This window comes from Paenibacillus jepli (genome assembly GCF_047238105.1).
GTDB lineage: Bacteria > Bacillota > Bacilli > Paenibacillales > Paenibacillaceae > Paenibacillus_D.
On the sequence record NZ_JBDFMD010000001.1, the window covers coordinates 6,048,179 to 6,073,692 of the forward strand.

Here is a 25,514-nt window from a genome sequence, read left to right on the forward strand (position 1 = left end):
ACTAATGGATATGAAGCTTAAGAAGATGCGCCGACTTGGACTCCGGCGAGATTTTCATAGTATTTCACAATGCCTCCATGATCATCAGCCTGTTTGCCTTCAGCTGCGAGTGTCTCAAAAACATGGCGTACATGCTGTGTGAGTGGAAGCTCCAGATCAAGTGCATCGGCAGTCTCAATAACGTTGTTCAAATCCTTGAGGTTGATGTCGATGCGTCCGCCAGCCTTGAAGTTGCGCTCCAGCACCATCGGCACTTTGGCATCCAGTACGGCGCTGCCGGCGAGGCCTCCGCGAATGGCTTGGTACATCTGCTGCAGATCAATACCTGCTTTGGCGCCAAGGATCAGAGCTTCGGACATAGCAGCAATATTAACATTTACAATGATTTGATTGGCAAGCTTGGCCGTTGATCCGCTGCCGTTGCCGCCTACCCGGGTGACATCCTTGCCCATAGTGGACAATACAGGCCGGGCCTTCTCAAAGACATCCTCATCCCCACCAACCATAATAGCAAGTGTGCCGTCGATCGCCTTGGGTTCTCCTCCACTGACGGGCGCATCTAGCATGGCTATGCCTTTCGACTTGAGCAGATCCGCCATCTCGCGGGAAACAACAGGCGAGGTCGAGCTCATATCGATGACAATACTGCCGGCTGCGGCTGACTCTGCGATGGTTCCGACCACCTGGCGAACCACGGCGTTATTGGGCAGCATGAGAATGATGAGATCGCTTTCAATAACTGCAGCTTCAACAGATGCTGCGGCAGCTGCCCCGGTTTGCTTCAGCTCGGCGACCGCCTCTGTATTAATATCATACACGATGGCACTGTAACCGCTGTTAATTACGTGCTTGGCCATGGGTTTGCCCATGATGCCAAGACCGATGAATCCGATGTTCATGAATAGTCCTCCTAAAATGATAAGGGTTTCAAAAGGTGAGCTCAGCACATATTGTACACAATAAATTTAAATTTGTATACAATTATATTTAAAATGGATGCATTTTATTGTTTGCTCTTTGAATTAACTAGCGGTAGAGGCTATAATTCTAGTATGAGATTTTTGAGGAAAGCATTGAAGGGGAAGGGGCATGCATTTGAGCAAGCAAGTTTCACAATCCGCCAACATCCAGTGCTATGAGCAGCTGCGTGATAAAATACTGACGGGTGAACTCGCAGGAGGTACCAAGCTGGTAGAGGAGCGGTTGGCCGAGGATATGGGAGTCAGCCGGACGCCCATTCGAGAGTCCATTCGCAGACTGGAACAAGAGGGACTCATAAAAAACAAACGAGTAGTCAAGCCTGACGATGAGGAGCTGCGTCATATTTTTGAAGTCCGTAAGCTGCTGGAGGGCTTCTCTGCGCGCTGTGCGGCAGCCTATCTTGATGAAGCAACGATGGCCCGGCTCCAGGACTGCATTGACCGGGCGTTTGCAGGCACGTACGAAGAGACGATGGACGCCAATAAAAGCTTCCATGACCTTATCGTCGAAGCGAGCCGTAATCCGGAAATCGTAAAAATTATTGACCGCATGCAGTCCATCGTGTACCTGTTCCGCAAAGCGGTCGTCTTCTACAAGCGACCGATGTTGATTGAGGAGCATCAGCACATTCTGGATGCCATCCGCGCACGCGATGCAGACGGGGCAGAGCAGCTGATGAAGCAGCATCTTCAAGCGGATCTGGATTTTTATCTGCATTTGCCGCGCGAAGCCAAGCTGTAATGGAATAAGCCGCGGATTGTCACATTTTCAACATGGCTTTTACCGCGCCTTATCGCTATAATGAGATGGGATTATATTCGACAAGAAGTGGTGATTTTTTTGGTATCCAAGCGCTTACGCGTGCTTATCATAGTCGCATGTATCGGCATGCTTATCGTACTCCTGCAGGGGGCGCTGGTAACGAATACCGACTCGGGGCGGGGCTGCGGCGACCATTGGCCGCTGTGCAACGGCAAGTTTGTCCCGGCCTACACGCTCGAATCGATACTGGAATACTCGCATCGGCTCGTCAGTGCGATCGTCGGCTTCCTCGTACTCGCCGTCTTCATCGCGACGATGATCAGGCATCGTCGGGAGGGGGAGCCTGTGCTCTACGCTTCCAGCGCCCTGTTCTTCACGATCCTGCAAGCGCTGCTGGGCGCGGCAGCTGTCAAATGGCCGCAGTCGCCGCCGGTCATGGCGCTGCATTTCGGATTCTCCTTGCTGGCGTTTGCCAGTACGCTGCTGTTGGTCATCTGGGCCTACCGGATGAAGCGGGGGCTGGCGACAGCTGTGCAGACCGACCTGCCGCATTCCGTCTACAAGTTTGCATGGGTTATTTTCGGGTATATTTACGTCGTCGTCTACATTGGCGCCTTTATCCGTCACACCAAGTCGGCAGGCGGCTGCGTCGGCTGGCCGCTATGCAACGGCGAAGTCATCCCCGAGCTGAGCGGTGCCTCGGGACTCGTGTTCCTGCACCGGGTAGCCGCGCTCATCATCTTCCTGCTGATCGGCGCTCTTGCCTATCACATCCACAAGAGAGCATCCGGCCACCCGGGCTTGAAGCGGACCGCAGCCTGGGCATTCGCGCTAGTGCTGACTCAGGTGCTCAGCGGAGCGCTCGTGACGGCGACGCTCGGCAACGAACAAGTCTATATCTTTACCAGCCTGCTGCACAACGTCATCATTTCCGTCCTGTTCGGACTGCTGGCGGAGCTCTCCATCCGATCCTGGAAGCTGCGGCGCAGGTAACCGTACATCGGGCCGCCATTCATATCGAATGGCGGTTTTGTATAGGGACGGGCAGGGCAATCTAAGTAAAGTACAAGGTGAGGAGGAGCGGCCGTGCTGCGATTCTTGTTTGGCCAGGAGCCGCGTCAGGCGGAAGGACTGCTGCTGGAAACGATGACAGAGATGGAAACCTTCGTAACGCTGCTGCAAAAGCGGATTGCCCTGGCAGATGAGCGTCAGCACCAGTACCGCAAGCTGGAGATCTGGACGGCTGGGCTGCTGGCCTCGCTTGACGAACTGGAACAGAGCCAATATGCAGCCCATCAGTTCGGCGAACGGGTCACCTCACGTTACCAGAGCGGGATGACACCGCAAGAGACGATGGATTACTACCGTCACATTTATTTTGACAAAAATGCGTTTATCCGGATTTTTGCCTTGCTGGATAAGCTGGGCACGTTTCTTAATGAATGGCTGCTGCTGGATACCGCCAACGTGAAGAAGCACTTTTCCTACTTTACAGTCTTGCGTCGTATCCAGGAGCGTGGGGTTGAGCCCCGGCTGGGGGAGCGGCTGCAGCGGATCAAGGATCAGTACCGGGAGCCGATGTCGAGGCTGCGCAAGCGCCGCAATACAGAGATCCATTATATGAACTCCGAGCTGCAGGACGATCTGCGGCAGATCCGCGCTGCCTATGGCCAGGACATCCCGCTCGAGGATATCGGCGCGCAGCTGGCCGATCTGGACCAAGGCTGCGAGATGGTCATGCGGACGCTGAAGGAGACCTACGCTTACGCGCTTGGCATGATGAGGAAACATGGAAACTGTGGTATACTAGGGCAGGAATAGGGCCATGACAAGGGGGAGAAGCCATGGACTTGAGCGGCAAAACCGCTCTCATCACCGGGAGCGCCAAAGGACTTGGCAAAAGCACGGCCGTCATGCTGGCAAGCTACGGGTGCAATATTATATTGAACTATGTCACAAGTGAAGACGCTGCAAAAGCGCTGGAAGCACACATCCGTTCCATGGGCGTCAACTGCATTGCTCTGCAAGCCGATATCGCCGATCCCGAACAGGCTGAGCAGTTGGCCGACCGGGCAGAGGAAGCATTCGGTGGCATTGATATTCTAATTAATAATGCTGGCCCATTTATTCGGGAGCGCAGGGTATTCTCGGAATATCAGCGCTCTGAAATTACAGGCCTGCTCCATGGTAATCTGCTCGGCGTCATGCTGTTGGACCACCGGGTGCTGCCGCTCATGCGGTCCCGCAATTGGGGACGCATTATCCACTTTGGCTTCGGTCATGCGGGAGAGGCGAGAGCCTGGCCTCATCGGGCCGTTTACGCTGCCGCCAAGACCGGACTAGTTTCCTTTACCAAGACGTTGGCTGTCGAGGAAGCCGCCCATGGCATCACAGTCAACATGATCTGTCCCGGAGATATTCGGGGGGAGAATAAGGAGAAGACGATCAATGAGGTCGAAGGGCTGATTGATGATGAATCGCCGCGCGGCCGCCCTGGAACTGGCGAGGACATTGCAAGGGCGATCTGTTTTCTTTGTGATAGCAAATCGGATTTTATTACGGGCAACATTTTGGATGTGACAGGCGGGCTCGATCCCATACGGCGCACCTTGAAGGGCTAAACAGCGTTGGATGCCTATAGGCCTATAAAAAAAGTCTCGCCGCATAGCGGCAAGACTTTTTGTTACAAAATGGTCGTTAACCCTTATCGGGTTGTTAGAATACTTGTACGACCTCTTCAATGCCTTCGACTTCTTCCAGCAGTGCGCGCTCGATGCCTGCCTTGAGGGTAATCGTGGAGCTCGGGCAGCTGCCGCAAGCACCCATCAATTTCAGCTTGACGATTCCGTCTTCGATCTCAACGAGTTCGACGTCGCCTCCATCACGCTGAAGGAACGGACGCAACTTATCCAATACATCCAGTACTTCATCATACTTGGAAGAGGTTTGTGTATTATCACTCATGCTTATCGACTCCTTTCTTTCTTTATTATAGTACAAAGTGAAGCAAATGAAAATGGATGGCGAAAAGGTAAGGTGAAAAAGATATGAATCCTATTGTAGAATTTTGTGCCAGCAATATGCATCACGGGACTGACGAACTGCTGGAGCAGCTAGAGGCAGACCCTACAATCGATGCGATTGAATATGGATGTCTGGGCAATTGCGGCGAATGTTATTTGTTCCCGTTTGTCCTGGTGAACGGAGAGATCGTCGCTGCAGAGACGGCCGAGGGGCTCTCCAATAAGATCAAAGCAGCGGTTAAAGAACAACAAGCGCATCAGGATGCACTGGACAAGCTGCTGGACGACCTATGATCATTCAGGCAGGATACGACCCAAGCACCATTAACGGTTAGCCGGAATGATGCTTGGACCGCCATAACACGCCGGACTTCAGCACGCGGGGGACGCGACCCATAATTGCCGTCCGGCCCATCGTGCCGAAGCCGGCTTTTTTGCCTAGCGATCCAAGCACGCCTTTGAGCTTGATGCGGCCGAGCTTGGGGGGACGACCCCGCCACTCGGCGGAGATCACCTCGGCGATCTGCTTGCCCTGCGCTCCGGCAGCTTGAGCGCTGGGTGAAAACGGCAGCGAGGCGCAGTCGCCGACGACAAACACCTCGGGATGCTCAGGGAGCCGGTGATGCTCATCGATAATGAGCCGGCCTTGCGGGTCCTTGGGCAGATCGATCCGCTGCACGATCGGCACCGGCTGGATCCCGGCCGTCCACACGGTGACATCGGTGTCGATCCGCTGGTCCCTGTTGTAGATCACCCCGCGCTCCAAGCGGCTGACGGAGACGCCGCCCACTGTGCGCACATCATGATCATTGAACCAACTGGACACATAGCGCTGCAGCTTGACCGGGAATGCGGACAAGATATTCTCGCCTCGGTCCAGAATCTGAATATTAAGGTCGCGGCGCGCTTCCCGCAGCTCGGCAGCGACCTCCACGCCGCTGAGCCCGCCGCCGACGATGCAGACCTGGCCATAGGGCTTGACATCGCCCAGCAGCCGGTACGTCTGTCTAGCGGCAGAGAACGTCTGCAACGAGGTGGAATGCTCCTCGGCACCGGGGATGCCATGATATCGGTCTGTGCAGCCCAGTGCAATCGCCAGCCAGTCATACGTGATGGGATCTTCATCTTCCATATGGATCAACCGAGAAGTCAGATCGACATCGGTGACTTCACCATGCTTCATAACCAGACGGGGATCGGTCGGATAATGAACCCGCAGGTCGTAATCAGCTACCGTCCCCGCCACCAAGGAGTAATATTCCGTTTTGAGCCCTTGAAAGGGCATCCTGTCAATCATCATGACCACGATGTCGTCCGGGATGTGGCCCTCCAACAGCGTTTGGGCGATCGTAATGCCGCCGTAGCCGCCGCCCAATATGACAAATCGTTTCATAGCACACCAACCTTATGTTCAATTCTAAGTGTGGTGGGACTCCAGCAGGAGCGGTCGCGTCTATAGTATGCTCCGGAGCAGCTTATTCGTACACCTTGATCTCATTGTAAAATGTGTCCCGCTCTACCGGGATGCGACCCGCACCCTTGACCAGCCAGACCAGGTCCTCGCGGGTGATGCCCTCTGGTGTCAATGCGCCTGCTGCATGACTGATCCGCTCTTTGACAATCGTACCGTGTACGTCATCAGCTCCCATAGTCAGGGCTACTTGGGTGAGTTGGGTCCCGATATTGATAAAGTAAGCTTTGATATGCTGGATATTGTCCAGCATCAGCCGGCTGATGGCGATCGTCTTCAGATCCTCATATGCCGAGTTGCGGCGGCGGATGCCGGCACGCGGGTTGATCGGCTGCATGGACAAGGGGATGAATACCTGGAAGCCGTCCGTCTCTTCCTGCAGCTCGCGGATATGCACCATATGCTGGATCCGCTGTTCATGCGACTCGATCGAGCTGTAGAGCATCGTCGTATGCGTCTTCAAGCCGAGCTCATGCGCAGTCCGGTGCACCTCCAGATATTGGCTGACATCGGCTTTGGTGACGCGCATCTTCTTGCGGTACTGGTCGGAGAGGATCTCGGCGCCGCCTCCGGTGAGCGTAGCGAGACCGGCATCCATGAGCTGTTGCAGCACTTCACGGTAGCTCAGGCCGCTGATCCGTGAGAAGAAGTCGATCTCCGCTGCGGTGTAGGCTTTTAATGTGACCTCTGGATATTTATCCCGAAGGGCGCGCAATGAATCAACATAATATTGAAAAGGCACATGCGGATTGTGGCCGCCGACGATGTGGAACTCCCGGACGCCGGGGTGGATATGTTGTTCGACGTATTCAATCATCTGCTCGCCGCTAAGCGTATAAGCGCCTTCCTGCCCTTCGTCTTTGCGGAAATTGCAAAAGGCACAGTGTGCCTCGCATACATTAGTGAAATACAAGCTCATATTTTCAATGAAGTAAACCCGTTTGCCGTTTTTACGAAGGTTGACTTCATTGGCCATCTGTCCAATTGCCAGGAGGTCATCGGACTGGTACAGAAAGACACCGTCCTCGAGCGACAAGCGTTCCCCTTGGCGGACTTTGTCAGCGATGTCCTGCATTCGTTTCTCGGGTGTGGATACCATAACATTCATACTCGCAGGCGCCTCCTTTTGAATAATAATAAATAAGTGGATGAAGTGAGATTGTGAAAAAAAGAACATCCCATCATGCAATGAACACCTTCCATCTATTATAAACCTCCCATGGGAGAGGGGCAACAAGAAAAGTCCGTTCCTAATGGAAGACTGACCCGAATCGTTAATCTCCTTGAGGAGCGCGGAGAAGTGGAGTATAATAAAAATATAAAGCAACTTACTTAGGCAAACCGGATGGGAGGAATAACGATGATCGCAATCAGCGAATCCGCAGCTTCGAAGATCAAAGAAATGCTGGCACAGGAAGAGTCGGAGGATTTGTTCCTGCGTATTGGCGTGAAGGAAGGCGGCTGCAGCGGTTTTTCATATGGGATGGGATTTGACGATGAGATGCACGATAATGACAAGCAGTTGGAGGTCGAAGGCCTTAAGGTTGTCGTTGATGACGACAGTGCCAAGTATTTAAACGGGCTGCAGATTGACTTTAAAGAGACGGCTATGAGCGGAGGGTTCACGATTGAGAATCCCAACGCCAGCGTGACATGCGGGTGCGGTTCCAGCTTCCGTACGGCGACGGATGCCGGCAAGCCTGCTGAAGCCGGTGAGTGCTAATCACTGCTTTTTGAATCACTTAAGTTACAGCTCAGCCTTCTGCGGATTTAGTCCAGCAGGAGGCTTTTTCGTTTATACAAGGGAAATAGTGGGTAATAGGATACATATGGAAGCGGCTCGGTATTACGTTAACGGGGCCAGCAAGCAGTCAAAGGAGGGGAGCGGCATGTTCACGAGCGGCAAACGGAGAGGGCAAGCCTTTTTTGTAAAGACGCGTGCGGGCAATTGGATCGAATTGCGACTTTTGTGCTGCAAAATTTCGTGATCATGGCTCGTTTGAAACCTTCCTGCCCGCAAATACGTCTTAGGTTTATAACAATCTCGTAAGACTTATTGCAAGACTAGACATCCATACAAGAGATTTCAGACTCTCATTCATATACTGTCCTATCAACTTGCAGAGGAGAATGGGAGATGGGTGAAGCAACCGGCAGGCAATATGCCAGCAAATGGGTTAAAACAGCAGCACTGCTGTCCCATCCGGCAATCGCTCCGCATATTCCGCCAACCCGCATGTACAATGATGCAAATCTGAAATCGATGCTCGGCACGTACGGCATGGTTGTAATCAAGCCTGTCAGGGGAGCAGGAGGCCACGGAGTGATCAAAGTATCGAGCCAAGACGGCCGATACGCGGTCACCCATTATCACGACAGACGTTTTTACGACTCCTTCGGGGCATTGACAGTCGCGCTGGCAGGGATCAAACGCAAGCGTCCCTACCTGATCCAAAAAGGGATCCATCTAGCTACGATCGGCGGCAGGCCGATCGATTACAGAGTCAAGTATGTCAAGGATGGTGGCAGTTGGAACTGCCGAGCCATGGTCGGAAGGTTGGCCAAGCAGGGCTTGTTCGTCACCAATCTGTGCCGGGGAGGTACGCAGATGACTGCAGCCGAAGGCATCCGGCGCTCTTTATCGTCCGCACAAGTAAAGAACAAGAAACGTGAAATGAGGCGACTTACTTCGTTGTCTACTGCGGTGCTCGAAGCCAGACTGCCGGGAATCGGCCAGCTCGGATTTGATTACGGCCTCGACCGACAGGGCAAGCTGTGGATCTTTGAAGTCAATACAAGACCACAGTAGAGACATTTAAAAGATTAATAGATTTGAAGCTAGCAATTAAATTATTTTATTGAATAATGGTTGATATCGAGTGTGAATAAAGCTATCCACATCATCCCCATCGATTCCATACGGATATTTTATCACTACTCACAATCTACACACAGGCTATCCACAAAGAGCTGTGGATAACAGAACACTTGTTCCTGAACGGGGGAAATGCTAAGATGTGAAGGAACAAACAGGAAAGGAAGGGTTGGTAATGGAGATTCTTTCGGATGAAATGCTCATCGACACGTACCAAACGGCAGTCCATCTGGAACTGGAACCGGATTTCCTGCAATTGCTGCTCGCAGAGATTCGTCGTCGCGAAGTCGAAGCTAACTGCTCGCTTGTCGGTGCCTGAACGTAATCCCCATGTGTATATCGACACCTCCATTCTAGTTAGACACCTTTAACAGGGTATGCCGATCCGATAGAGACCGTCATACCCTGTCTTTTTGGTGCCTGGGGCTACATCTTCATGTTGCTGCTATGACCGGGGGATAGCTTGGCATTCGGATCGATATACACTTTGGCATTGTTGATCGCTGTAGGCGCCTCGCCAAAGCCAACGGCGATAAGCTTGAGTTTGCCAGGGTAGGTGGTGATATCCCCTGCCGCAAAAAGCCCCGGTATGTTCGTCTCCATACGCGAGTCGACGACGATTGATCCGCCCTCAATGTTAAGACCCCATTCGGCGATCGGACCAAGCGAAGAGACGAAGCCAAAGTTGACGATGACGGCGTCCACATCGAGCGTGGTTTGTTCCTTCGTCTTGATCTGCTCCAGCGTGACGGCCTGTACCCGCTCGTCTCCGTGCAGCGCCGAGATCTCATAAGGCGTCATGATCTGAACCTTGGAATTCATCAGATTCTCGACACTGTGCTCATGCGCTCTGAATTTGTCCCGGCGATGCACCAGGGTCACTTGCTCGGCGATCGGCTCGAGCATGAGCGCCCAATCTACTGCCGAGTCACCGCCGCCGCTGATAAGCACCTTCTGTCCCTTGAATTGATGCAGGTCGTTGACGAAGTAATGCAGATTGGTCTTTTCAAACTGAGCTGCTTCGGGGATATCGAGCCTTCGCGGCTCAAAGGCGCCTACCCCGCCAGTGATGATTACAGCTTTGGCGGTATGTTTGCCTTTGTTAGTTATAATTTCAAAATGGCGTTCTTCCTTTTTGATGACCTGCAGCACTTTTTCCTCCAGATATACCTCGGGATTAAAATGATCCATCTGCCGTTTAAGCAGATTGACCAATTCCTGTGCGGTCACCTTGGGGAAACCTGCCACATCATAGATATATTTCTCCGGATAGAGCGCCGCCAGCTGTCCGCCCAGCTGGGGCATGCTTTCGAGGATTCGGACGGATGCTTGGCGCATCCCGGCATAGAAAGCCGCGAACATCCCCGCCGGTCCTCCACCGATGATAATAATATCCACTGCGTTGTTTTCCTTCTGACTTGTCACAGTAGGCACCTCCAAATATAATATCTGTCTCTATATCATCATACGCTTTTATTTGCAAAAAAAACAGATTTGTATATTGTTCTAAAGTTTTTCGTGTAATTTGTGCTTGAACTTTTTACGAAAAGCCTATATTATTTCAATGTGTATGTCGGAACGGGACGATTCGACGGGTCCTGGGCCTTTATTATAATGGACCTCAGCAAGACACAAACTAAAATGAGGTTGGTTGACAAACAAGAGAACTTTCAAGTTTATCTAAGTTTGTGTAATTTTTCACAATGTGAAAAGATAATAGAGGAATGGAAGGGATTAAAAAGATGAGCAACATACCGAAGATTGTTATTCTGGGAGCAGGTTACGGCGGGGTCTTGACTGCTTTGCGCCTGCAAAAGGAATTGAATTACAATGAAGCTGATGTAACGCTGGTCAACAAGCATGACTACCATTATATCACGACACATCTGCATATGCCTGCCGCGGGTACGGACAACCCTGAGAATGCCCGGGTGAGCATCTCCAAGCTGATCGATGAATTCAAGATTGATTTCGTGAAGTCGACAGTCGTTCAGATCCGCCCGCAGGACAAAAAAGTCATCCTCGAGGACGGTACGCTTTCCTATGATTATCTCGTCATCGGCGTTGGCGGCGAACCGGAGACATTCGGCATCCCGGGCCTTGGCGAGCACGCGATGAATATCCGCAGCATCAACTCTGTGCGTCTGATCCGCGAGCATATCGAGTATCAGTTTGCACGCTACAAGCGCGAACCGCATCGCACGGACTATCTGACGTTTGTCGTCGGCGGCGCCGGCTTCACAGGCATCGAATTCATCGGCGAGCTGGCTGACCGGATCCCCGAGCTGTGCAAAGAGTTCGACGTCGACCCGGCGATCGTCAAGATCTACAATATCGAAGCTGCGCCTACTGCGCTGCCTGGCTTTGATCCCGAGCTCGTGGAATATGCGATGGAAGTGCTCACCCGCAAAGGCGTCACGTTCCGCATCGGCACCGCGATCAAGGAATGCTCGCCTGACGGCGTCATCGTCGGCGAAGGCGAAGAGATCCGCTCGCAGACCGTCATCTGGACCGGCGGTATCCGCGGCAACCGGCTGATCGAAGAAGCCGGCTTCGAGACGATGCGGGGACGCGTCAAGGTAGACGAGCATCTGCGTGCGCCGGGCCATGAGAATATTTACATCGTCGGCGACAACTCTCTGATGTTCAACCCGGAAGGACGGCCTTATCCGCCTACCGCCCAGATCGCCATGCAGCAAGGCGTCGTGTGCGCGCACAATCTGGTGGCGGCGATCCGCAACCAGCCGCTCAAAGTGTTTGAGTTCAACAACAAGGGCGTCGTAGCTTCGCTTGGCAAAGGCGAAGCGATCGGCATCGCATTTGGCAAGAAGTACAAAGGTCGCGTGGCGGCATGGCTTAAAAAAGCTATCGATATCCGCTACCTGTTTATTATTGGCGGCATCCCGCTCGTCCTGCGCAAAGGCAAGTTTTTCTAATGCGACATTGCAGCGTACAAGTCCGAGGATTGCTGACGAGGGATGAACTGGACCGCTACAATGCATTGATGGAAGTGGGGGCTTATCTGGAGTCCCAAACCCGCTACGATCTCGTCTACACGGTGCAGAAGGAAGTCGATCTGCTCGTCCAGCCGGCGATCGAGCGCTTGAAGGAGAAGGGCAGAGACCGCGACAGGGCTACCCAGGAATATCTGGCAGCCAAAGAGCGTCAAGGCCTGGATGAAGACAACGAAGAATAGATATACCCAAAAGGGATGTCCCGAGCCGGCGAGCGGCAGGGACATCCCTTTGTTTGAAATATTAGAATGGGCCCCCGCAAAGTAGCTGATTGTGGGGATTTCTTGCCTGCTGTTACACGCTCAGCATCGAGCGGACGCCGTCTGTCGACAGCAGGTTGCCGACATAGAAGTCGCCGAAGTCGCCAAAACGGGCGCTCACTTCGTCAAAGCGCATCTCGTAGACGAGCTTCTTGAACTGCAAGGCGTCGTCGGCGAACAGCGTCACGCCCCACTCCCAGTCGTCGAAGCCGACCGAGCCGGTGATAATCTGCTTGACTTTGCCGGCATACTGGCGCCCGATCATCCCGTGGCTGCGCATCATCGCGCGTCTGTCATCCATACTGAGCATATACCAGTTGTCGTTGCCTTCGCGCCGTTTGTTCATCGGGTAGAAGCAGATATGCTTCGCTTTGGGCATGACCGGCTTCAGCCTGGCGACGATCTCCGGATTCTCCATCGGGTCGGTGCCCGGCTGGGACATGTAGTTGCTCAATTCTACTACGCTGACATAGGAATAAGCCGGGACCGTAAAACGGGCAAGCTCGGTTTTGTTAAAGGCGGTCTCCAGCCATTGCAGATCCTCCAGCGTCTCCCGGAGATGGACGAAGACCAGATCGGCCTTTTGGCCAAGCACCGCATAGACGGCCGTACTGCCGGCCCGGCTCTCCTCCAGGGCGCTCCACTCGCCCATCAGACCAAGCAGCTCGTCCTCGGCACGGCGTCTTGCTTCGGGGGAAGCTTCCTTCCAGGCCGTCCAATCGATACGTCTAAAGTCATGCAGGGCATACCAGCCCTCCAGCGTTTGTGCTACTTCACTCATGTATTCAGACTCCTTTGCTATTATGGCTTATCTTATTGAATTCGCACGTTATGTATCATTTTAGCGTACAAGCCGGAATGGAGGCAAATGGCAACCTTGTGACAGCTCCCTTGCTTGTGAGCAATTAAGGCAGCCGGATGGTAGCGAGCAGCGGCAGGTGGTCGGATGCTGACGGATCGCAGGATACTGCTTCGACGCTAAGCGTCGCAATACTTGGCGAGACGAATATGTAATCCTTCTGGGTTACCGGCCGGATCGACGGGAACGTCGGATAGGTGCTCTTCGGTTGCCCGATACACACATCGCTCGCCTTGGCCATCAGCTTGCGCCACGAACTGCCGCCGGAAGGCATATTCATATCGCCCATCAGCACTGTGGGGCCGGGCGACTCTCCGATCCGTCTGGCGAGCAGATCGACCTGCACGCGCTGCATCAGATGAATGATGCTCAGATGGGTGACGAACACCTTGATCAGGCGGTCCGGGGCGACTTCGATATCCGCTTCGAGGACGGACCGCGGCTCGCTGATCGTAAGCGATCTTGCTTTGAGTCCATGATTCTTATAACTCGTCAGGGGATACCGCGACAGCAGGGCGTTGCCGTACTCGCGGATGCGCTCGCGCTGCCTGCGGGCGATTGAGGCCCCGAAGGCGCCCTCCATTCCGAGTGTGCGGGAGAGCCAGGTGAACTGGTCCTCGAAGCGGCTGCGCCTTGAGAAGAACCGGTCCACCTCATTAAAGCCGACGATATCAGGCTGATGACGCTGGATGAGCGCAGCGATCCGGTCCAGATTGATCATGCCGTTCATCGCCCGGCCGTGATGGATATTGTAGATCATTAGCTTGAGTTCCAAAACGAATTTCACCTTCTCCATACGTTGTTCACATCTGCTTTATTGACTTCACTTGTACCTTCACCTAAACTAAAATAACTGAGAAGTCATAAGGGGGCAACTGGTTGTGCTGCAGGTGATCATTGCGATGCTTTTGTTCTTCGTTATGATGTTCGGAATCGGTTTTATCCTGAACATGCTGATGAAGACGACCTGGTTTCCGATTTATCTGTTTATTCTGGTGCTCTTGCCGCTGGGCATCTATTATACGTGGAGTTCCAATCTGTCGTGGCAAGACAACCTGACGGCGTACACGTACGTAGACATTCTGCCCGCCATAGCGGCCCTGTTCGGCGCCATCGTCAGCGGCTGGGCGATCAAGGTGCTTAGGAAGAGCGGTTATAAGATGTACTGATCACGCCAACGATCCTCCATAGGGAGGATTTTTTGTATTCATGTATGATACACTGTATTCAGCAGAGTTAAACAGTCAGGCAGACACATGATTTAAGTCTATAGGACGGATGGGGTAGATGCAATGCGCATCAGGAATATACATCAATTCACAGAGCATCATCGATTCTACATGTATCGAGATTTTTCGCTAAGCGGCATCGACATGAAAATGCTCCAGCTGATCTATCAGCCGATGGTCGGCGCGGCAGCGGCGGGACTCTATCAGCTTCTGTATTATCAGGTGGACTCGGACCGTGTCGGCTACTCCGGGCTGGAGCCGCAGCGCCGGCTCTTCCTCGGTCTGGGCCTGGAGATGAATGACGGCGGACGCCGTCAGCTGGCGACACAGGCTTCGCGACTGGAGGCCGTCGGCTTGCTGCAGAGCTCGCAGCTGCTCGTGCCGGAAGGCGAGGACGTCATCTACGAATATGAGCTGCTGGCGCCGCAGTCGCCAATCGAATTTTTTCGCAATCAGCATCTGACGATGTATCTGCGGGATCAGGTCGGCAAGCATGCGGTTATCCATCTGCGCGAGCAGTTTTTTGCAGCGGAACCAGATGAGCTGGCACACGCCGAGCCTGCCAAAGAGAATCTGTCCGTGCCGTTCTATGAGCTGTTCCAGCTCGGTACGGCAGCGGTCGATCACGAGCTGGAGCAGGCGCTCACCGAGGTGGCGCCGTCGCGGGAGCCGGCGCCGCGTCCGGCAGCGGAGACTGCAGGCATCCAATACGGCGAGATCATTATGCGGTTTCCTCGGCATTCGGCCAATCGTCCGCATGTCGAGAAGCTGCGCAGCGATGTCGAATCCATGGCGACGCTCAACTATGTCGCTTATAAATACAGTCTGACCGTCGTCGATCTGTGCCGACTGCTCGATGAGGATGGCATCTTCACGGCAAGAGGGGAACTGCTGGAGGACGAGCTCCAACTGCGGGCCAACAAAACCTACCGGCAGGAACGCAAGCGGGGAGAAGACCGTCAGCGGGTGCTGGCCCGGATGTCGGGCGGTACGCCGTCTCAGGCGGAGGACGAGCTGCCGACCGAGCACGCCGTCGATTCCGACCACCGTCTGGATGTGCCAGCCCAGCTGGCCGGACGCTGCGATATCGCGCAGTACAATATGCTGATGCGCAACGAGCCGCACACCCGGTTCCTGATGAGGTTTTTCCCGGGCGCGGTGCCCGAATGGCTGGACCGGGTATTCGAGCGGATTGATCTGAATTATCGTCTGGCCGCGCCTGTCATCAACGTCCTAATTCATTATGTACTGGGTCAGGCGGACAACAAGCGGGTCAACAAATCATTTATCGATGCGGTCGCTGCCAACATGCTGCTCAAGCAGGTAGATACCTTTGAGAAGGCCGTGCGCTACGTACGCGAGCAGGGCGAGAAGGATCAGCAGGGCGGCAGTCACGAGCAGCGCTCGCGGGAGAGCGGCGGATCAGCCGGGAGCGGACGTCGGAGCAACACCAGCTGGGGAGGTCGTCGCAAGCCCGACCTGCCGATCATCGAGGATAGCGGCGAGCAGCCGGAGATCAGCGAGACCGAGCTCGAGGAGCTCCGGCAGCTGGCCCGCAAGCTCGACGGCAAGGGATAGAGGAGGTGGCGGGAGATGGAATCACTGAGTCAGGTGTTGAAGCAATGGCCGGGCGGCAGGCAAATGACGCGGAAAGCGGATGAGCTGCTGCAGGAACTGATGGCAGAGCCGCTTGTGCGGCGGCTGCGCACGCAGCATCCCGAAGTGGATGAACCGCTGGTCAGGCTCAATCTTAATCGTGTTTACCAGTATGTCAAGGAGCACCGGAATTGCAGCAGCTGCCCGGGGCTGGACCGCTGTCCCAATGATTTCGGAGGCCATTATACATTGCTGGATGTAGACAGCCCATCCGGGCATCCCCAGTTGAACGATCGTAAAGTACCGTGCAAGCTGCAGCTGGCGCGGGAGACGGAATCGCGAATCCGCGGCAGGGTACGCAGCTTTTATGTGGACGACCGGGCGCTGGAGCAGGGGTATTCCGCAGATGAGATCATGCGCAAGGATGCGGAGCGGATCAAAGCGGTCGGCCAGATCATGCGTTATATCGACCAGACGCGGGAGTCGGGGCTGCAGACCAAGGGTCTGTATCTGGCGGGCAAATTCGGCACCGGCAAGACGTTTTTGATGTGCTACATGCTCCACGAACTGGCCAAGGCCGGTTATTCCGGCGTCATCGTCTATGTCCCCGAGTTCGTAGAGGATCTCAAATCGATGTTCAACGAGCCTCAGCGCATCAAGGAAACGGTCGAGATGATGAAGCAGACCGACTTGCTCGTATTTGATGATATTGGGGCCGAGAACCTGAGCCCCTGGGTGCGGGATCATGTGCTGGGGACGATCTTGAACTACCGGATGAACCGCAAACCGACCTTTTATACGTCCAATCAGAATCTTGATGTACTGGAGCGTCATTTCAGCTTTACGAGCAAGGACGGGGATGAGCTGCACAAGGGGCAGCGTCTGATGGACCGGATCCGGCCGTTCGTCGACTTTGTCGTCGTCGCCGGGGAGAACAAGCGGGGCGGTTAACGCTACCGTCTGTTTATGAGATGCAACAAGTTTTATGTTAAGGCTTCGCTGACGTTCGTTTCCCGAACGTCGCACGAAGCCTTTTTTTTAATTATATTGACAAAGACAGCCAGTCACTGGTATTATTCATCCATTACCAACTAAACAGATTGGAATAGTTTTTGCCACCGGACCGCCGGAGTAGAAATGAGGAAGAATCTGTTAAAAACGCTAAGGGGTGTTTTTGAAGATGAAATCATTAGTTTCTGCTCGTCTGACGCTGTTATTGCTCGTTGTTGCCGTGATTGCCTCCGCATGCGGCGGTGGCGGCCCATCAGAGCCAGGGGGCTCGAACGGCGGCGCTACACAGACGACAACGACTCCAGCAGGCGGAGAAGCGAAAGCAGACCCGCCGAAGCCGGTAGAGCTGCTGAACGTTTCCTATGACCCGACTCGGGAATTATATGTGGAATTCAACGAAGCTTTTGCAAAGCACTGGAAAGAAGAAACCGGTCAGACCGTGTCGATCAAACAATCGCATGGCGGCTCCGGCAAACAGGGGCGTTCGGTCATTGATGGGCTAAAGGCCGACGTGGTGACGCTCGCCCTGGGCTATGATATCGATGCGATTACCGAGCCGGGCCTGATCGAGCCGGACTGGCAATCGCAATTTGAGAACAACAGCTCGCCTTACACGTCTACCATCGTATTCCTCGTTCGTGCGGGCAATCCGAGTGGCATCCAGGACTGGGATGATCTGATCCAGCCCGGCATCGAAGTGATCACACCGAATCCAAAGACGTCCGGCGGTGCCCGCTGGAACTATCTGGCAGCCTGGGGCTATGCTTTGAAGCATAACGGCAATGACGAAGCCAAAGCTGAGGAATTCGTAAGCGCCCTGTTCAAAAATGTGCCGGTACTTGACTCTGGTGCGCGCGGATCGACAACGACTTTCGTGGAGCGCAAAATCGGCGATGTGCTGCTCGCTTGGGAGAATGAAGCCTTGCTGTCGCTGGATGAGTTCGGCGAGGGAGAATTCGAGATCGTCACGCCGTCGCTCAGCATACTGGCAGAGCCGCCTGTAGCGATCGTAGACAAAGTTGTGGATGACCGCGGCACGCGGGAAGTAGCAGAAGCTTATCTGCAATACCTGTACACGGAGGAAGGTCAGGATATCGCGGGCAAGCACTACTACCGTCCAACGCTGCCGGCAATCGCAGAGAAGTACAAAGATCAATACCAGGAGATTGAGCTGCTCACCATCGACGGTGATTTCGGCGGCTGGCAGACCGCGCAGGAAAAGCATTTCAGCGACGGCGGCACCTTTGACAAGATCTATATCCCGGGATCCTAGGCATGACGGCAAGCAAAGGAGCTGACTTCACATGAAAGGTTCCAGAAAGTCGCGTCGCGTGCTGCCCGGGTTCGGAATATCCATGGGCTTCACCATCTTTTACCTGGGACTGCTGGTCCTCATCCCGCTCGCAGCGGTATTTATCAAAACCTCAGGGTTGTCCTGGGGCGAGTTCTGGGAGACCGTAACAGCTCACCGGGTATTGGCTTCCTATAAGATCAGCTTTTTAACGGCATTCTTTGCCGCACTGGTTAATCTCATCTTCGGTTTACTCGTTGCTTGGGTGCTGGTACGCTACCAGTTCCCCGGTAAACGGCTGGTGGACAGTCTGGTAGATCTGCCGTTTGCTCTGCCGACCGCTGTTGCCGGTATCGCCTTGACGGCGATCTACGCCCCGAATGGCTGGATCGGCCAGTACCTCGAGCCGCTTGGCATCAAGGTCGCTTTCTCGCCCATCGGGATTACGATCGCTCTCATCTTCATCGGTCTGCCGTTTGTCGTGCGCACGGTCCAGCCGGTTCTCCAGGATCTGGAGCAGGATACGGAGGAAGCGGCGGCGATGCTAGGCGCTTACCGGGCCCGCACCTTCCGTTCCGTTATCCTGCCGCAATTGATCCCGCCGCTGCTGACGGGCTTCGCGATGGCATTTGCTCGAGGGATCGGGGAATACGGCTCTGTCGTCTTTATCTCGGGCAATATGCCGATGAAGACGGAGATTGCGCCGCTGCTCATCATGACCAAGCTTGAGCAATACGATTATATGGGTGCCACGGCGATCGCCGCTGTGATGCTCGTGTTGTCCTTTCTGCTGTTGTTACTGATCAACTACTTGCAGTGGCGGTCCGGACGCCGCGTCATTGCGGAATAGGAGGCTGCTATGGCTGGAGTGGTTACCGCACATTTATCACGAGATCCGCAGCTGCGTCCCAGACACCGCAATGAAGCGAGATGGGTGCAGTGGGTATTGATCGGCATTGCGCTGCTCTTTATGCTTCTGATTGTCGCACTGCCACTGGTTTCCATCTTTATCGAGGCATTCAAACGAGGCGCCGATGTACACCGCTGCAATTACGGAGTCGGATGCTTTGTCTGCGCTTCGCTTGACCCTGCTTGCCGCCGTCATCTCGGTGCCGATCAACACCTTGTTCGGCATCTCGGCGGCCTGGGCGATCAGCAAGTTCCGGTTTCGGGGCAAGCAGCTGTTAGTGACGCTGATCGACTTGCCTTTTGCCGTATCGCCGGTCATTGCCGGTCTGATCTTCGTTCTGCTGTTTGGCGCTCAAGGCTACTTCGGACCTTGGCTGGACGACCGCAATATTCAGATTATTTTTGCGCTGCCGGGCATTGTCCTGGCGACGGCCTTCGTCACCTTTCCCTTCGTAGCGAGGGAATTGATCCCGCTGATGCAGGCTCAAGGCCCGCACGAAGAGGAAGCGGCGGTAACGCTTGGTGCGAAGGGATGGCAGATTTTTTGGCGAGTCACGCTGCCCAATATCAAATGGGGACTGCTCTACGGCATGATCCTTTGTAATGCGAGAGCGATGGGGGAATTCGGTGCCGTCTCGGTCGTCTCGGGCCATATCCGGGGCCAGACGAATACGCTGCCCCTGCATGTTGAGATTTTGTACAACGAATATCAGTTTTCGGCGTCGTTCGCGGCAGCATCGCTGCTGGTGCTGCTGGCCGTATTCACCCTGATCATGAAATCATTCATCGAATGGAAATCCCACCGCGAAACCGTTAAAGAAGCGCACTAGCTACAGGATGGAGGAGATCAGCATGGCAAAACCATTGGAGATTGATGAAGTGTGGCAAGAGAGAATACTGGGTCAGGTGAGCGGGCTGGAATACGGCTCAGTGCTGATTACGGTGCATGACGGCCGGATCGTCCAGATCGAACGTACCGAGCGCAAGCGATTTGACAATCCTCCCGCATCGCCTCCGGCCCCCGCTGCCAAGACGAGCGCAGGGAACCCTCAGAAGTGACCCCCTGAGGTACACGAATACGGCAACTGCCGGCCTTTCCAGAGCATGCTCTGCGGAAGGCCGGCAGTTGCCGTTATGGCAGCAAAAAGCCCTTCCGCGGGGCGGAAGGGCTCGTGCATGCCGGAATGTTACGTAATAATGAATTTGACAACGACAGCAATCGTAAATACGACAAACATGAAACCGCCCATAGCAACGGCACCCATGGCTACGTCATTAAAGTCATGGCGCGGTTCTTCGTTTACATGCTCTCTAGGATCTCTGATATTCTCCATAGCTTCTTACGACCTCCTCGATGACGATGAAGCAGCAGGCGTCAGACCGGCTCTCCATCCTTGCCCCTGTGCAGATGAACTCACTTTCTCCTAGTATACCCAAACCGCAGGATAAATGTAAAGATGAGCTTCGTGACAATTGTGAGGCGGCGGGATGCCTAGAGTGCTCTACATATGCTACAATAAGACTATATGTTCGTATTATAGGAGGTAAGCGTATGACAGACAAGCCAGACATCCGGGAGGAGCAAGCCCGGGAAAGCGCCTCCGACACGGAAGGGACGAAGCCGACGCATATGGAAGGGCCGACCCGTGAAGCGGCGGAAGAACTGATCCGCGGCAAGCTGGCGCTGCTGCCCGACCAACCCGGCTGCTATCTGATGAAGAACGGCCAGGGGACGATCATTTATGTTGGCAAGGCCAAGGTGCTCAAAAATCGCGTACGCTCTTATTTTAACGGCAGCCATAACGGCAAGACGCAGCGGCTGGTGTCGGAGATCCGCGACTTTGAATATATCGTCACCTCTAGCAATATGGAGGCGCTCATCCTCGAGTGCAATCTGATCAAGCAGTATCATCCCCGTTATAATGTGCTGCTCAAGGATGACAAGTCGTTTCCGTACATCAAGATTACCAATGAAAAGCATCCCAAGCTCGAGGTGACCCGGCGCATCGTCAAGGACAAGGCCAAGTACTTCGGACCTTATCCCAACGCCTATGCTGCCCAGGAGACCAAAAAGCTCCTGGACCGCCTCTATCCGCTGCGCAAGTGCAAGACGCTGCCGGACAAGGTATGTCTCTACTATCATCTGGGGCAGTGTCTGGCGCCTTGCGAATATCCTGTCGAGCAGTCGGTATACGACGAGATGATCCAGGATATCTCGCGGTTCCTCAGCGGCGGTCAGGATGTCGTCAAAGCCCAGCTCCAGCAGAAGATGGCCGAAGCGGCGGAGGCGCTGGAGTTCGAGCGGGCCAAGGAGTACCGCGACCAGATCGTGGCGATCGAAGCGGTGATGGAGAAGCAGAAGATCACGATGGCGGACAGCCTCGACCGCGACGTCTTTGGCTATGCGACAGACAAGGGGTGGATGTGCGTCCAGATTCTCTATATGCGCCAGGGCAAGCTGATCGAGCGCCATGCCACGACCTTCCCGTATTACGGCACCGAGTACAGCGACTTCATGACCTTCGTCACGCAGTATTACAGCGACAACCCGGCGCTGCCCAAGGAGATCTTCCTGCCGGAGCAGCCGGCTGAGGCGGAAGCCGCAGCAGCGGAAGCGGGAGCGGAGCAGGCGGCTGAGGATGTCGGTGCCGTGCTGCAGACATGGCTCAAGGTGAAGGTCGTCGTCCCGCGCAAAGGCCGCAAGAAGGAAGTTGTCGATATGGCGCGGAAAAATGCGCTCATGTCGCTGGAGGAGAAGTTCAAGCTGATCGAGCGCGACGAGGAGCGCAGCGTCAAGGCCGCAGCCGGATTGGCCGAGTGGCTCGGCCTGCCGCAGGTCAGACGGATCGAAGCGTTCGACAATTCCAATATCCAGGGCACGGATCCGGTCTCGGCGATGGTCGTGTTCACAGACGGCAAGCCCGACCGCAAGGAATATCGCAAGTACAAGGTCCGTTCCGTCAAAGGTCCCGACGATTATGGCACGATGCGCGAGGTCATCCGCCGCCGTTATGAACGGGTCCTCAAGGAGGGGCTGACGCCGCCCGACCTGATCGTCGTCGACGGCGGCAAAGGCCAGATCTCGGCGGCGATCGAAGTGCTGGAGGATGAGCTCGGCCTGCAGATTCCCGTCTGCGGGCTGGTCAAAGACGCCAAGCACAAGACGGCCCAACTGATGGTGGGCGATCCGGCCGAGGTCGTGCCGTTGCCGCGCGACAGTCAGGAGTTCTATCTGCTGCAGCGCATCCAGGACGAGGTGCACCGCTTCGCCATCACCTTCCACCGCGAGACGCGAGCCAAGTCGATGGTCGCCTCCCGGCTCGATGCGATTCCGGGCATCGGCGAGAAGCGGCGCAAGCAGCTGCTCAAGCACTTCGGCTCGCTGAAGAAAATAAAAGAGGCCGAAGTCGAAGACTTCAAGCCTCTGTCGATCGGCGAGAAACTGGCCGCTCAGATCATCACGGCATTGAGGGAGGAACCGTAACCTGCGGTTCTTCTTTTTCTTTGTGGGAATCCCCTCGATGCTCCGACCACCAGCGCATCACCCAGGCGACCAGCACCGGCAGGAGGATGTAAAAGATCCCGGCAGTGACGTTGATCGGCTCGCCGAGGAAGATCAGCATGAGCGACATCATGATGCTGTTGACGATCGCGTGCGTGAAGACGGCCGTGAGGAAGCCGTACTTCAGGAAAATGTAGCTGAACAACAGCCCTAGCACAGTCAGCTCGATCAGCCGCGTTGTCGCAGGGTAGAAGGGATACGAGACGTGTCCGAGCGCCCAGATGACGGTCGGAATCAGGGAAGCGACGAACAGATTTTTGAACCATTTGCGCAGCAAACCGATGCCGAACAGGCGATAGACGGCTTCCTCCGAGATGGCTGCGCACCAGGCGAGCATCGGGTAGAGCCACGGCATGCTGAGATTATAGACAGAGCTTGCCGCATCCGACGTTGTCCAAGTGCCGAATCCCTGCTCCAGCAGCAGGAAGATCAGCGTCTGCAGGCCCAGCAGGATGAAAGCCCACAGATAGGACAGCTTCATGCTGCGCCATACATGCGCGCCGTATCCGGGCTCGCCGAACCGCGGCCACAGATTGCGGCCCTCAGCCCGCCATAGCCCGTCGCCAGCGATCAGGGCAAAGTAGACGGAAGCCGCCATCGCTACTGACAGCAAGATCGTCACGACCATGCCGGCGATCGCAAAGAGGCCGGAGTCGGGATCTTCGCCCAGACCCGCGCGTACGCCGTCGAGCATATTGAGATTGCTGATGATATAGAAGATCAAGAAGAAACCGGTCAGGAACAACCCGCGGACAAACGACGTATGGCGCCGATAGAGCGCGGCATAGACGATCGAGAGGATAAACAGCACGATAGTCATGCCGAGATAGCCGATTAGTGTTAGCAAGGAGCCGAGTTTGTCCTGGCCGTTGACATAGGTAATGTAGTCACTTGGCGGCACGAAAACCGGCTTGTAGCCGACTGCCAAGAGCTCGCCCTCCTCCGAGACTGCCGAGCGGATGCGCAGCTCGAGCTTGGCTTCGCCGATCGTGCTGCCGGTGACGTCCAGGATCGCGAAGCCTTCCCGGTCGAGCATCCCGCGCGGTGCCAGTTCTTCTTCCATGAACCCTTGGCGTACGGCCAATTCCACGGCATTTGCGATGGCCTCTTCCGTCCTGGTGACGAGAGCCTCCCCTTCGGGCGTCCCGCCCAGACGATTCCAGGCAACCACCTCGCCCGATTCCATATGTAGATACACATAATAGAAGATATCCTGCTTGCCGCTCAGCTCATGCGGCGTACGCACCTCTACCTGATACGTGTCCGGCGGGAATTGGGCGCCGTATTGCTCGTCATAGGCTTCGAGCTGCTTTTCTTTGGACAAATAGCCGTTCAGCAGACGATCGGTCTGATGCAGGGCATGCGGCTCCGCCACCACAGCACCGAACCGCTCCTTGACGAACGTGACGGCGCGCTGCTCGGCGTCGGCCTTATCCATCACCTGGGGAGCACTAGTGCTGAAGAAGGTGGCAGCGGTCTGGGGTACGATCTGCAGCAGCAAGTAAATCGCCAGGCTGATCATGCTGAAGACGAGCAGCCGCTGCCACGGGGGTTCGATACGGTGTGAGTTCATATTTGCACCTCTGGTTTTGGAATTTGGGATATTATCGTTAACCTTACCATATTCATGACTGCTGACACCAATGCCAGCCGCTTGTGCTCCCTTTACCGAACGGTACTGCGGGTAAAGTGGATTTTGATCTCATCCAGCCACAGCCGCATCGAGGCGCCGTACTGCTGATCATCCGGGGAGTAGATCAGTGTCGTAGTCCGCCGGGCCTGCACGAGCTCGCGGATCGGCAGCAGGGTCAGCTCATTGTCTTCGAGCAGTTGGGCGCGCAGATACGATTGCGGCAGAAGGGTTGCCGCCCGGCACGTATAGAGCAGCCTCAGGATGGCCTCGAAGGAATCGATCTCCATCCGGACATCGGGGGTAATCCGATAGGTCTGGAACAGCTCGTCGGTAAGCACGCGGTACCAGGTGCCTTTGGAGAACAGGATCATCGGCAGGCCGTCGAGGATGCCGATCTCCGGGACGGATTTGTCGGTGACCAGCAGGTTTTTGGGCAACACCAGCTGCAGATGATCTTCAAACAGCGGGACGCAGTTGAGATTCCTCTCGTCTATTATAGAAGCGACTAGTCCCAGATCCGCCCGTTTGTCCCTGACCAGCGAGACGATCTCATGCGTCTTGCCGGTGACGGCCTTGATCTCCAGCTCCGGGCTGACCCGTGTCAATACCTGGATGAGATCCGGCAACGTCGTCTGCAGCGTCGTCAGGGAGGCGCCGATCGTCAGCTGCCGACGTTCCGTGTGGCGGAATTCGGCGACGGATTGCATATAAGCGAGCTCGAGCGTCCGCAGCTCCTTGGCGAACTGGTAGGTAAGCTGGCCGACGCTCGTCAGCTCCAGCCGCTTGCCGACGCGGCGGAACAGTTCCACATCCAGCTCCTCCTCGAGCTTGGCGATTTTGCGCGAGAGTGCGGGTTGTGACAAATTTAACAAAGCCGAGGCTTTATTAAGGCTCGACTGTTCGACTACGGTGGCGAAGATATGCATCTGTTCTAACACTGCGAAACTCCTCTCGAATGACCCTTTTTGAACGCACAGCAATAAATATGATGTTGACGCATACATATAACCACAAGTTATAAGATATTATACTAAATAA

At 54.9% G+C, this 25,514-nt stretch carries 27 protein-coding genes and 1 pseudogene; 18 read left to right on the forward strand and 10 right to left on the reverse strand.

Annotation, left to right across the window (positions count from 1 at the left end):
- Nucleotides 1–17: 17 nt before the first annotated feature.
- A complete protein-coding gene (gene garR / locus ABC336_RS25510) occupies nt 18–899 on the reverse strand; it encodes a 2-hydroxy-3-oxopropionate reductase (protein ID WP_413241331.1) in 882 nt (293 codons plus the stop codon).
- Nucleotides 900–1,089: 190 nt separating this feature from the next.
- On the opposite strand from garR, the gene ABC336_RS25515 reads away from it, so the two are divergent.
- From ABC336_RS25515 to ABC336_RS25530, 4 genes are all read left to right on the forward strand, one after another.
- The gene (locus ABC336_RS25515) at nt 1,090–1,722 is read left to right on the forward strand and encodes a GntR family transcriptional regulator (RefSeq protein ID WP_413241332.1); all 633 of its coding nucleotides are present in this window, start codon (nt 1,090–1,092) and stop codon (nt 1,720–1,722) included.
- A 60-nt stretch (nt 1,723–1,782) separates the two neighbouring features.
- On the forward strand, nt 1,783–2,736 hold the full coding sequence (locus ABC336_RS25520) for a COX15/CtaA family protein (protein ID WP_413241333.1): 954 nt from the start codon (nt 1,783–1,785) through the stop codon (nt 2,734–2,736).
- 93 nt (nt 2,737–2,829) lie between these two features.
- Nucleotides 2,830–3,564: a Cthe_2314 family HEPN domain-containing protein gene (locus ABC336_RS25525; RefSeq protein WP_413241334.1), complete on the forward strand. Its 735-nt coding sequence runs from the start codon at nt 2,830–2,832 to the stop codon at nt 3,562–3,564.
- Between the two features lie 29 nt (nt 3,565–3,593).
- Nucleotides 3,594–4,364, forward strand: coding sequence for an SDR family oxidoreductase (locus tag ABC336_RS25530; RefSeq protein ID WP_413242608.1), 771 nt, complete (start codon nt 3,594–3,596; stop codon nt 4,362–4,364).
- A 94-nt stretch (nt 4,365–4,458) separates the two neighbouring features.
- On the opposite strand, the gene ABC336_RS25535 is transcribed toward ABC336_RS25530, so the two are convergent.
- Complete coding sequence (locus ABC336_RS25535; RefSeq protein ID WP_020616060.1) at nt 4,459–4,707, reverse strand: NifU family protein; 249 nt, start codon at nt 4,705–4,707, stop codon at nt 4,459–4,461.
- An 83-nt stretch (nt 4,708–4,790) separates the two neighbouring features.
- Between ABC336_RS25535 and ABC336_RS25540 the strand changes: the two genes are divergently transcribed.
- Nucleotides 4,791–5,060: a YuzB family protein gene (locus ABC336_RS25540; RefSeq protein ID WP_413241335.1), complete on the forward strand. Its 270-nt coding sequence runs from the start codon at nt 4,791–4,793 to the stop codon at nt 5,058–5,060.
- 37 nt (nt 5,061–5,097) lie between these two features.
- Here the strand turns inward: ABC336_RS25540 and ABC336_RS25545 are convergent, their stop codons facing one another.
- Both ABC336_RS25545 and mqnE read right to left on the reverse strand, forming a co-directional pair.
- Nucleotides 5,098–6,159, reverse strand: coding sequence for an NAD(P)/FAD-dependent oxidoreductase (locus tag ABC336_RS25545; protein WP_413241336.1), 1,062 nt, complete (start codon nt 6,157–6,159; stop codon nt 5,098–5,100).
- Between the two features lie 82 nt (nt 6,160–6,241).
- Complete coding sequence (mqnE, locus tag ABC336_RS25550) at nt 6,242–7,345, reverse strand: aminofutalosine synthase MqnE (protein ID WP_413241337.1); 1,104 nt, start codon at nt 7,343–7,345, stop codon at nt 6,242–6,244.
- A 252-nt stretch (nt 7,346–7,597) separates the two neighbouring features.
- Here mqnE and ABC336_RS25555 point away from each other — a divergent pair, with 252 nt between their 5' ends.
- The 3 genes from ABC336_RS25555 to sda all read left to right on the forward strand — a co-directional run bounded on the left by ABC336_RS25555 (nt 7,598) and on the right by sda (nt 9,431).
- Nucleotides 7,598–7,960, forward strand: a complete 363-nt coding sequence (locus ABC336_RS25555; protein WP_413241338.1) for a HesB/IscA family protein — start codon at nt 7,598–7,600, stop codon at nt 7,958–7,960.
- Nucleotides 7,961–8,374: 414 nt separating this feature from the next.
- Entirely contained in the window at nt 8,375–9,046 is a 672-nt protein-coding gene (locus tag ABC336_RS25560; RefSeq protein ID WP_413241339.1) for a YheC/YheD family protein, read from the forward strand.
- A 208-nt stretch (nt 9,047–9,254) separates the two neighbouring features.
- Entirely contained in the window at nt 9,255–9,431 is a 177-nt protein-coding gene (gene sda, locus ABC336_RS25565; protein ID WP_413241340.1) for a sporulation histidine kinase inhibitor Sda, read from the forward strand.
- A 107-nt stretch (nt 9,432–9,538) separates the two neighbouring features.
- Here sda and ABC336_RS25570 read toward each other — a convergent pair whose 3' ends face one another.
- Nucleotides 9,539–10,537 carry an NAD(P)/FAD-dependent oxidoreductase gene (locus tag ABC336_RS25570; protein ID WP_413241341.1) on the reverse strand — a complete coding sequence of 333 codons (999 nt, stop codon included), beginning with the start codon at nt 10,535–10,537 and terminating at the stop codon, nt 9,539–9,541.
- A gap of 317 nt (nt 10,538–10,854) precedes the next feature.
- Between ABC336_RS25570 and ABC336_RS25575 the strand changes: the two genes are divergently transcribed.
- Together ABC336_RS25575 and ABC336_RS25580 are read left to right on the forward strand one after the other, a co-directional pair.
- Entirely contained in the window at nt 10,855–12,048 is a 1,194-nt protein-coding gene (locus ABC336_RS25575) for an NAD(P)/FAD-dependent oxidoreductase (RefSeq protein WP_413241342.1), read from the forward strand.
- A complete protein-coding gene (locus ABC336_RS25580; RefSeq protein WP_413241343.1) occupies nt 12,048–12,308 on the forward strand; it encodes a hypothetical protein in 261 nt (86 codons plus the stop codon). Before ABC336_RS25575 ends, ABC336_RS25580 begins: the two co-directional genes overlap by 1 nt.
- Nucleotides 12,309–12,420: 112 nt before the next feature.
- Here the strand turns inward: ABC336_RS25580 and hemQ are convergent, their stop codons facing one another.
- Together hemQ and ABC336_RS25590 are read right to left on the reverse strand one after the other, a co-directional pair.
- Nucleotides 12,421–13,167, reverse strand: coding sequence for a hydrogen peroxide-dependent heme synthase (gene hemQ, locus ABC336_RS25585; protein ID WP_413241344.1), 747 nt, complete (start codon nt 13,165–13,167; stop codon nt 12,421–12,423).
- A 124-nt stretch (nt 13,168–13,291) separates the two neighbouring features.
- Nucleotides 13,292–14,020 carry an endonuclease/exonuclease/phosphatase family protein gene (locus ABC336_RS25590; RefSeq protein ID WP_413241345.1) on the reverse strand — a complete coding sequence of 243 codons (729 nt, stop codon included), beginning with the start codon at nt 14,018–14,020 and terminating at the stop codon, nt 13,292–13,294.
- Nucleotides 14,021–14,126: 106 nt separating this feature from the next.
- Between ABC336_RS25590 and ABC336_RS25595 the strand changes: the two genes are divergently transcribed.
- From ABC336_RS25595 to ABC336_RS25625, 7 genes and pseudogenes are all read left to right on the forward strand, one after another.
- Nucleotides 14,127–14,414 carry a YuiB family protein gene (locus ABC336_RS25595; protein ID WP_413241346.1) on the forward strand — a complete coding sequence of 96 codons (288 nt, stop codon included), beginning with the start codon at nt 14,127–14,129 and terminating at the stop codon, nt 14,412–14,414.
- Nucleotides 14,415–14,537: 123 nt separating this feature from the next.
- The gene (locus tag ABC336_RS25600) at nt 14,538–16,052 is read left to right on the forward strand and encodes a replication initiation and membrane attachment family protein (RefSeq protein ID WP_413241347.1); all 1,515 of its coding nucleotides are present in this window, start codon (nt 14,538–14,540) and stop codon (nt 16,050–16,052) included.
- Nucleotides 16,053–16,067: 15 nt separating this feature from the next.
- On the forward strand, nt 16,068–17,021 hold the full coding sequence (gene dnaI, locus ABC336_RS25605; RefSeq protein WP_413241348.1) for a primosomal protein DnaI: 954 nt from the start codon (nt 16,068–16,070) through the stop codon (nt 17,019–17,021).
- A 229-nt stretch (nt 17,022–17,250) separates the two neighbouring features.
- Nucleotides 17,251–18,354: a sulfate ABC transporter substrate-binding protein gene (locus ABC336_RS25610; protein ID WP_413241349.1), complete on the forward strand. Its 1,104-nt coding sequence runs from the start codon at nt 17,251–17,253 to the stop codon at nt 18,352–18,354.
- Between the two features lie 31 nt (nt 18,355–18,385).
- Nucleotides 18,386–19,222 (forward strand): sulfate ABC transporter permease subunit CysT, encoded by an 837-nt coding sequence (gene cysT, locus ABC336_RS25615; protein ID WP_413241350.1) that lies wholly within the window; start codon nt 18,386–18,388, stop codon nt 19,220–19,222.
- Nucleotides 19,223–19,231: 9 nt separating this feature from the next.
- Nucleotides 19,232–20,111, forward strand: a pseudogene (cysW, locus tag ABC336_RS25620) (sulfate ABC transporter permease subunit CysW).
- 22 nt (nt 20,112–20,133) lie between these two features.
- Nucleotides 20,134–20,340: a YezD family protein gene (locus ABC336_RS25625; protein ID WP_413241351.1), complete on the forward strand. Its 207-nt coding sequence runs from the start codon at nt 20,134–20,136 to the stop codon at nt 20,338–20,340.
- 128 nt (nt 20,341–20,468) lie between these two features.
- On the opposite strand, the gene ABC336_RS25630 is transcribed toward ABC336_RS25625, so the two are convergent.
- Nucleotides 20,469–20,615, reverse strand: coding sequence for a YqzM family protein (locus ABC336_RS25630; protein WP_413241352.1), 147 nt, complete (start codon nt 20,613–20,615; stop codon nt 20,469–20,471).
- 296 nt (nt 20,616–20,911) lie between these two features.
- Between ABC336_RS25630 and uvrC the strand changes: the two genes are divergently transcribed.
- A complete protein-coding gene (gene uvrC, locus ABC336_RS25635) occupies nt 20,912–22,765 on the forward strand; it encodes an excinuclease ABC subunit UvrC (RefSeq protein WP_413242609.1) in 1,854 nt (617 codons plus the stop codon).
- Here the strand turns inward: uvrC and ABC336_RS25640 are convergent.
- Nucleotides 22,740–24,416, reverse strand: a complete 1,677-nt coding sequence (locus ABC336_RS25640; RefSeq protein WP_413241353.1) for a CPBP family intramembrane glutamic endopeptidase — start codon at nt 24,414–24,416, stop codon at nt 22,740–22,742. The genes uvrC and ABC336_RS25640 overlap by 26 nt on opposite strands.
- Before the next feature lie 92 nt (nt 24,417–24,508).
- The gene (locus tag ABC336_RS25645; RefSeq protein WP_413241354.1) at nt 24,509–25,414 is read right to left on the reverse strand and encodes a LysR family transcriptional regulator; all 906 of its coding nucleotides are present in this window, start codon (nt 25,412–25,414) and stop codon (nt 24,509–24,511) included.
- Between the last annotated feature and the right edge of the window lie 100 nt (nt 25,415–25,514).

Bases quoted from the DNA above. Each gene is read 5' to 3' on its own strand.
- dnaI (WP_413241348.1), top strand. From the start codon at position 16,068: ATGGAATCACTGAGTCAGGTGTTGAAGCAATGGCCGGGCGGCAGGCAA.
- mqnE (WP_413241337.1), bottom strand. From the start codon at position 7,345: ATGAATGTTATGGTATCCACACCCGAGAAACGAATGCAGGACATCGCT.
- ABC336_RS25610 (WP_413241349.1), top strand. From the start codon at position 17,251: ATGAAATCATTAGTTTCTGCTCGTCTGACGCTGTTATTGCTCGTTGTT.
- uvrC (WP_413242609.1), top strand. From the start codon at position 20,912: ATGGAAGGGCCGACCCGTGAAGCGGCGGAAGAACTGATCCGCGGCAAG.
- cysT (WP_413241350.1), top strand. From the start codon at position 18,386: ATGAAAGGTTCCAGAAAGTCGCGTCGCGTGCTGCCCGGGTTCGGAATA.
- ABC336_RS25630 (WP_413241352.1), bottom strand. From the start codon at position 20,615: ATGGAGAATATCAGAGATCCTAGAGAGCATGTAAACGAAGAACCGCGC.
- ABC336_RS25545 (WP_413241336.1), bottom strand. From the start codon at position 6,159: ATGAAACGATTTGTCATATTGGGCGGCGGCTACGGCGGCATTACGATC.
- ABC336_RS25640 (WP_413241353.1), bottom strand. From the start codon at position 24,416: ATGAACTCACACCGTATCGAACCCCCGTGGCAGCGGCTGCTCGTCTTC.
- ABC336_RS25515 (WP_413241332.1), top strand. From the start codon at position 1,090: ATGCATTTGAGCAAGCAAGTTTCACAATCCGCCAACATCCAGTGCTAT.
- garR (WP_413241331.1), bottom strand. From the start codon at position 899: ATGAACATCGGATTCATCGGTCTTGGCATCATGGGCAAACCCATGGCC.
- ABC336_RS25555 (WP_413241338.1), top strand. From the start codon at position 7,598: ATGATCGCAATCAGCGAATCCGCAGCTTCGAAGATCAAAGAAATGCTG.
- ABC336_RS25580 (WP_413241343.1), top strand. From the start codon at position 12,048: ATGCGACATTGCAGCGTACAAGTCCGAGGATTGCTGACGAGGGATGAA.
- ABC336_RS25625 (WP_413241351.1), top strand. From the start codon at position 20,134: ATGGCAAAACCATTGGAGATTGATGAAGTGTGGCAAGAGAGAATACTG.
- ABC336_RS25535 (WP_020616060.1), bottom strand. From the start codon at position 4,707: ATGAGTGATAATACACAAACCTCTTCCAAGTATGATGAAGTACTGGAT.
- hemQ (WP_413241344.1), bottom strand. From the start codon at position 13,167: ATGAGTGAAGTAGCACAAACGCTGGAGGGCTGGTATGCCCTGCATGAC.
- ABC336_RS25540 (WP_413241335.1), top strand. From the start codon at position 4,791: ATGAATCCTATTGTAGAATTTTGTGCCAGCAATATGCATCACGGGACT.
- ABC336_RS25600 (WP_413241347.1), top strand. From the start codon at position 14,538: ATGCGCATCAGGAATATACATCAATTCACAGAGCATCATCGATTCTAC.
- ABC336_RS25520 (WP_413241333.1), top strand. From the start codon at position 1,783: ATGAGATGGGATTATATTCGACAAGAAGTGGTGATTTTTTTGGTATCC.
- ABC336_RS25560 (WP_413241339.1), top strand. From the start codon at position 8,375: ATGGGTGAAGCAACCGGCAGGCAATATGCCAGCAAATGGGTTAAAACA.
- ABC336_RS25575 (WP_413241342.1), top strand. From the start codon at position 10,855: ATGAGCAACATACCGAAGATTGTTATTCTGGGAGCAGGTTACGGCGGG.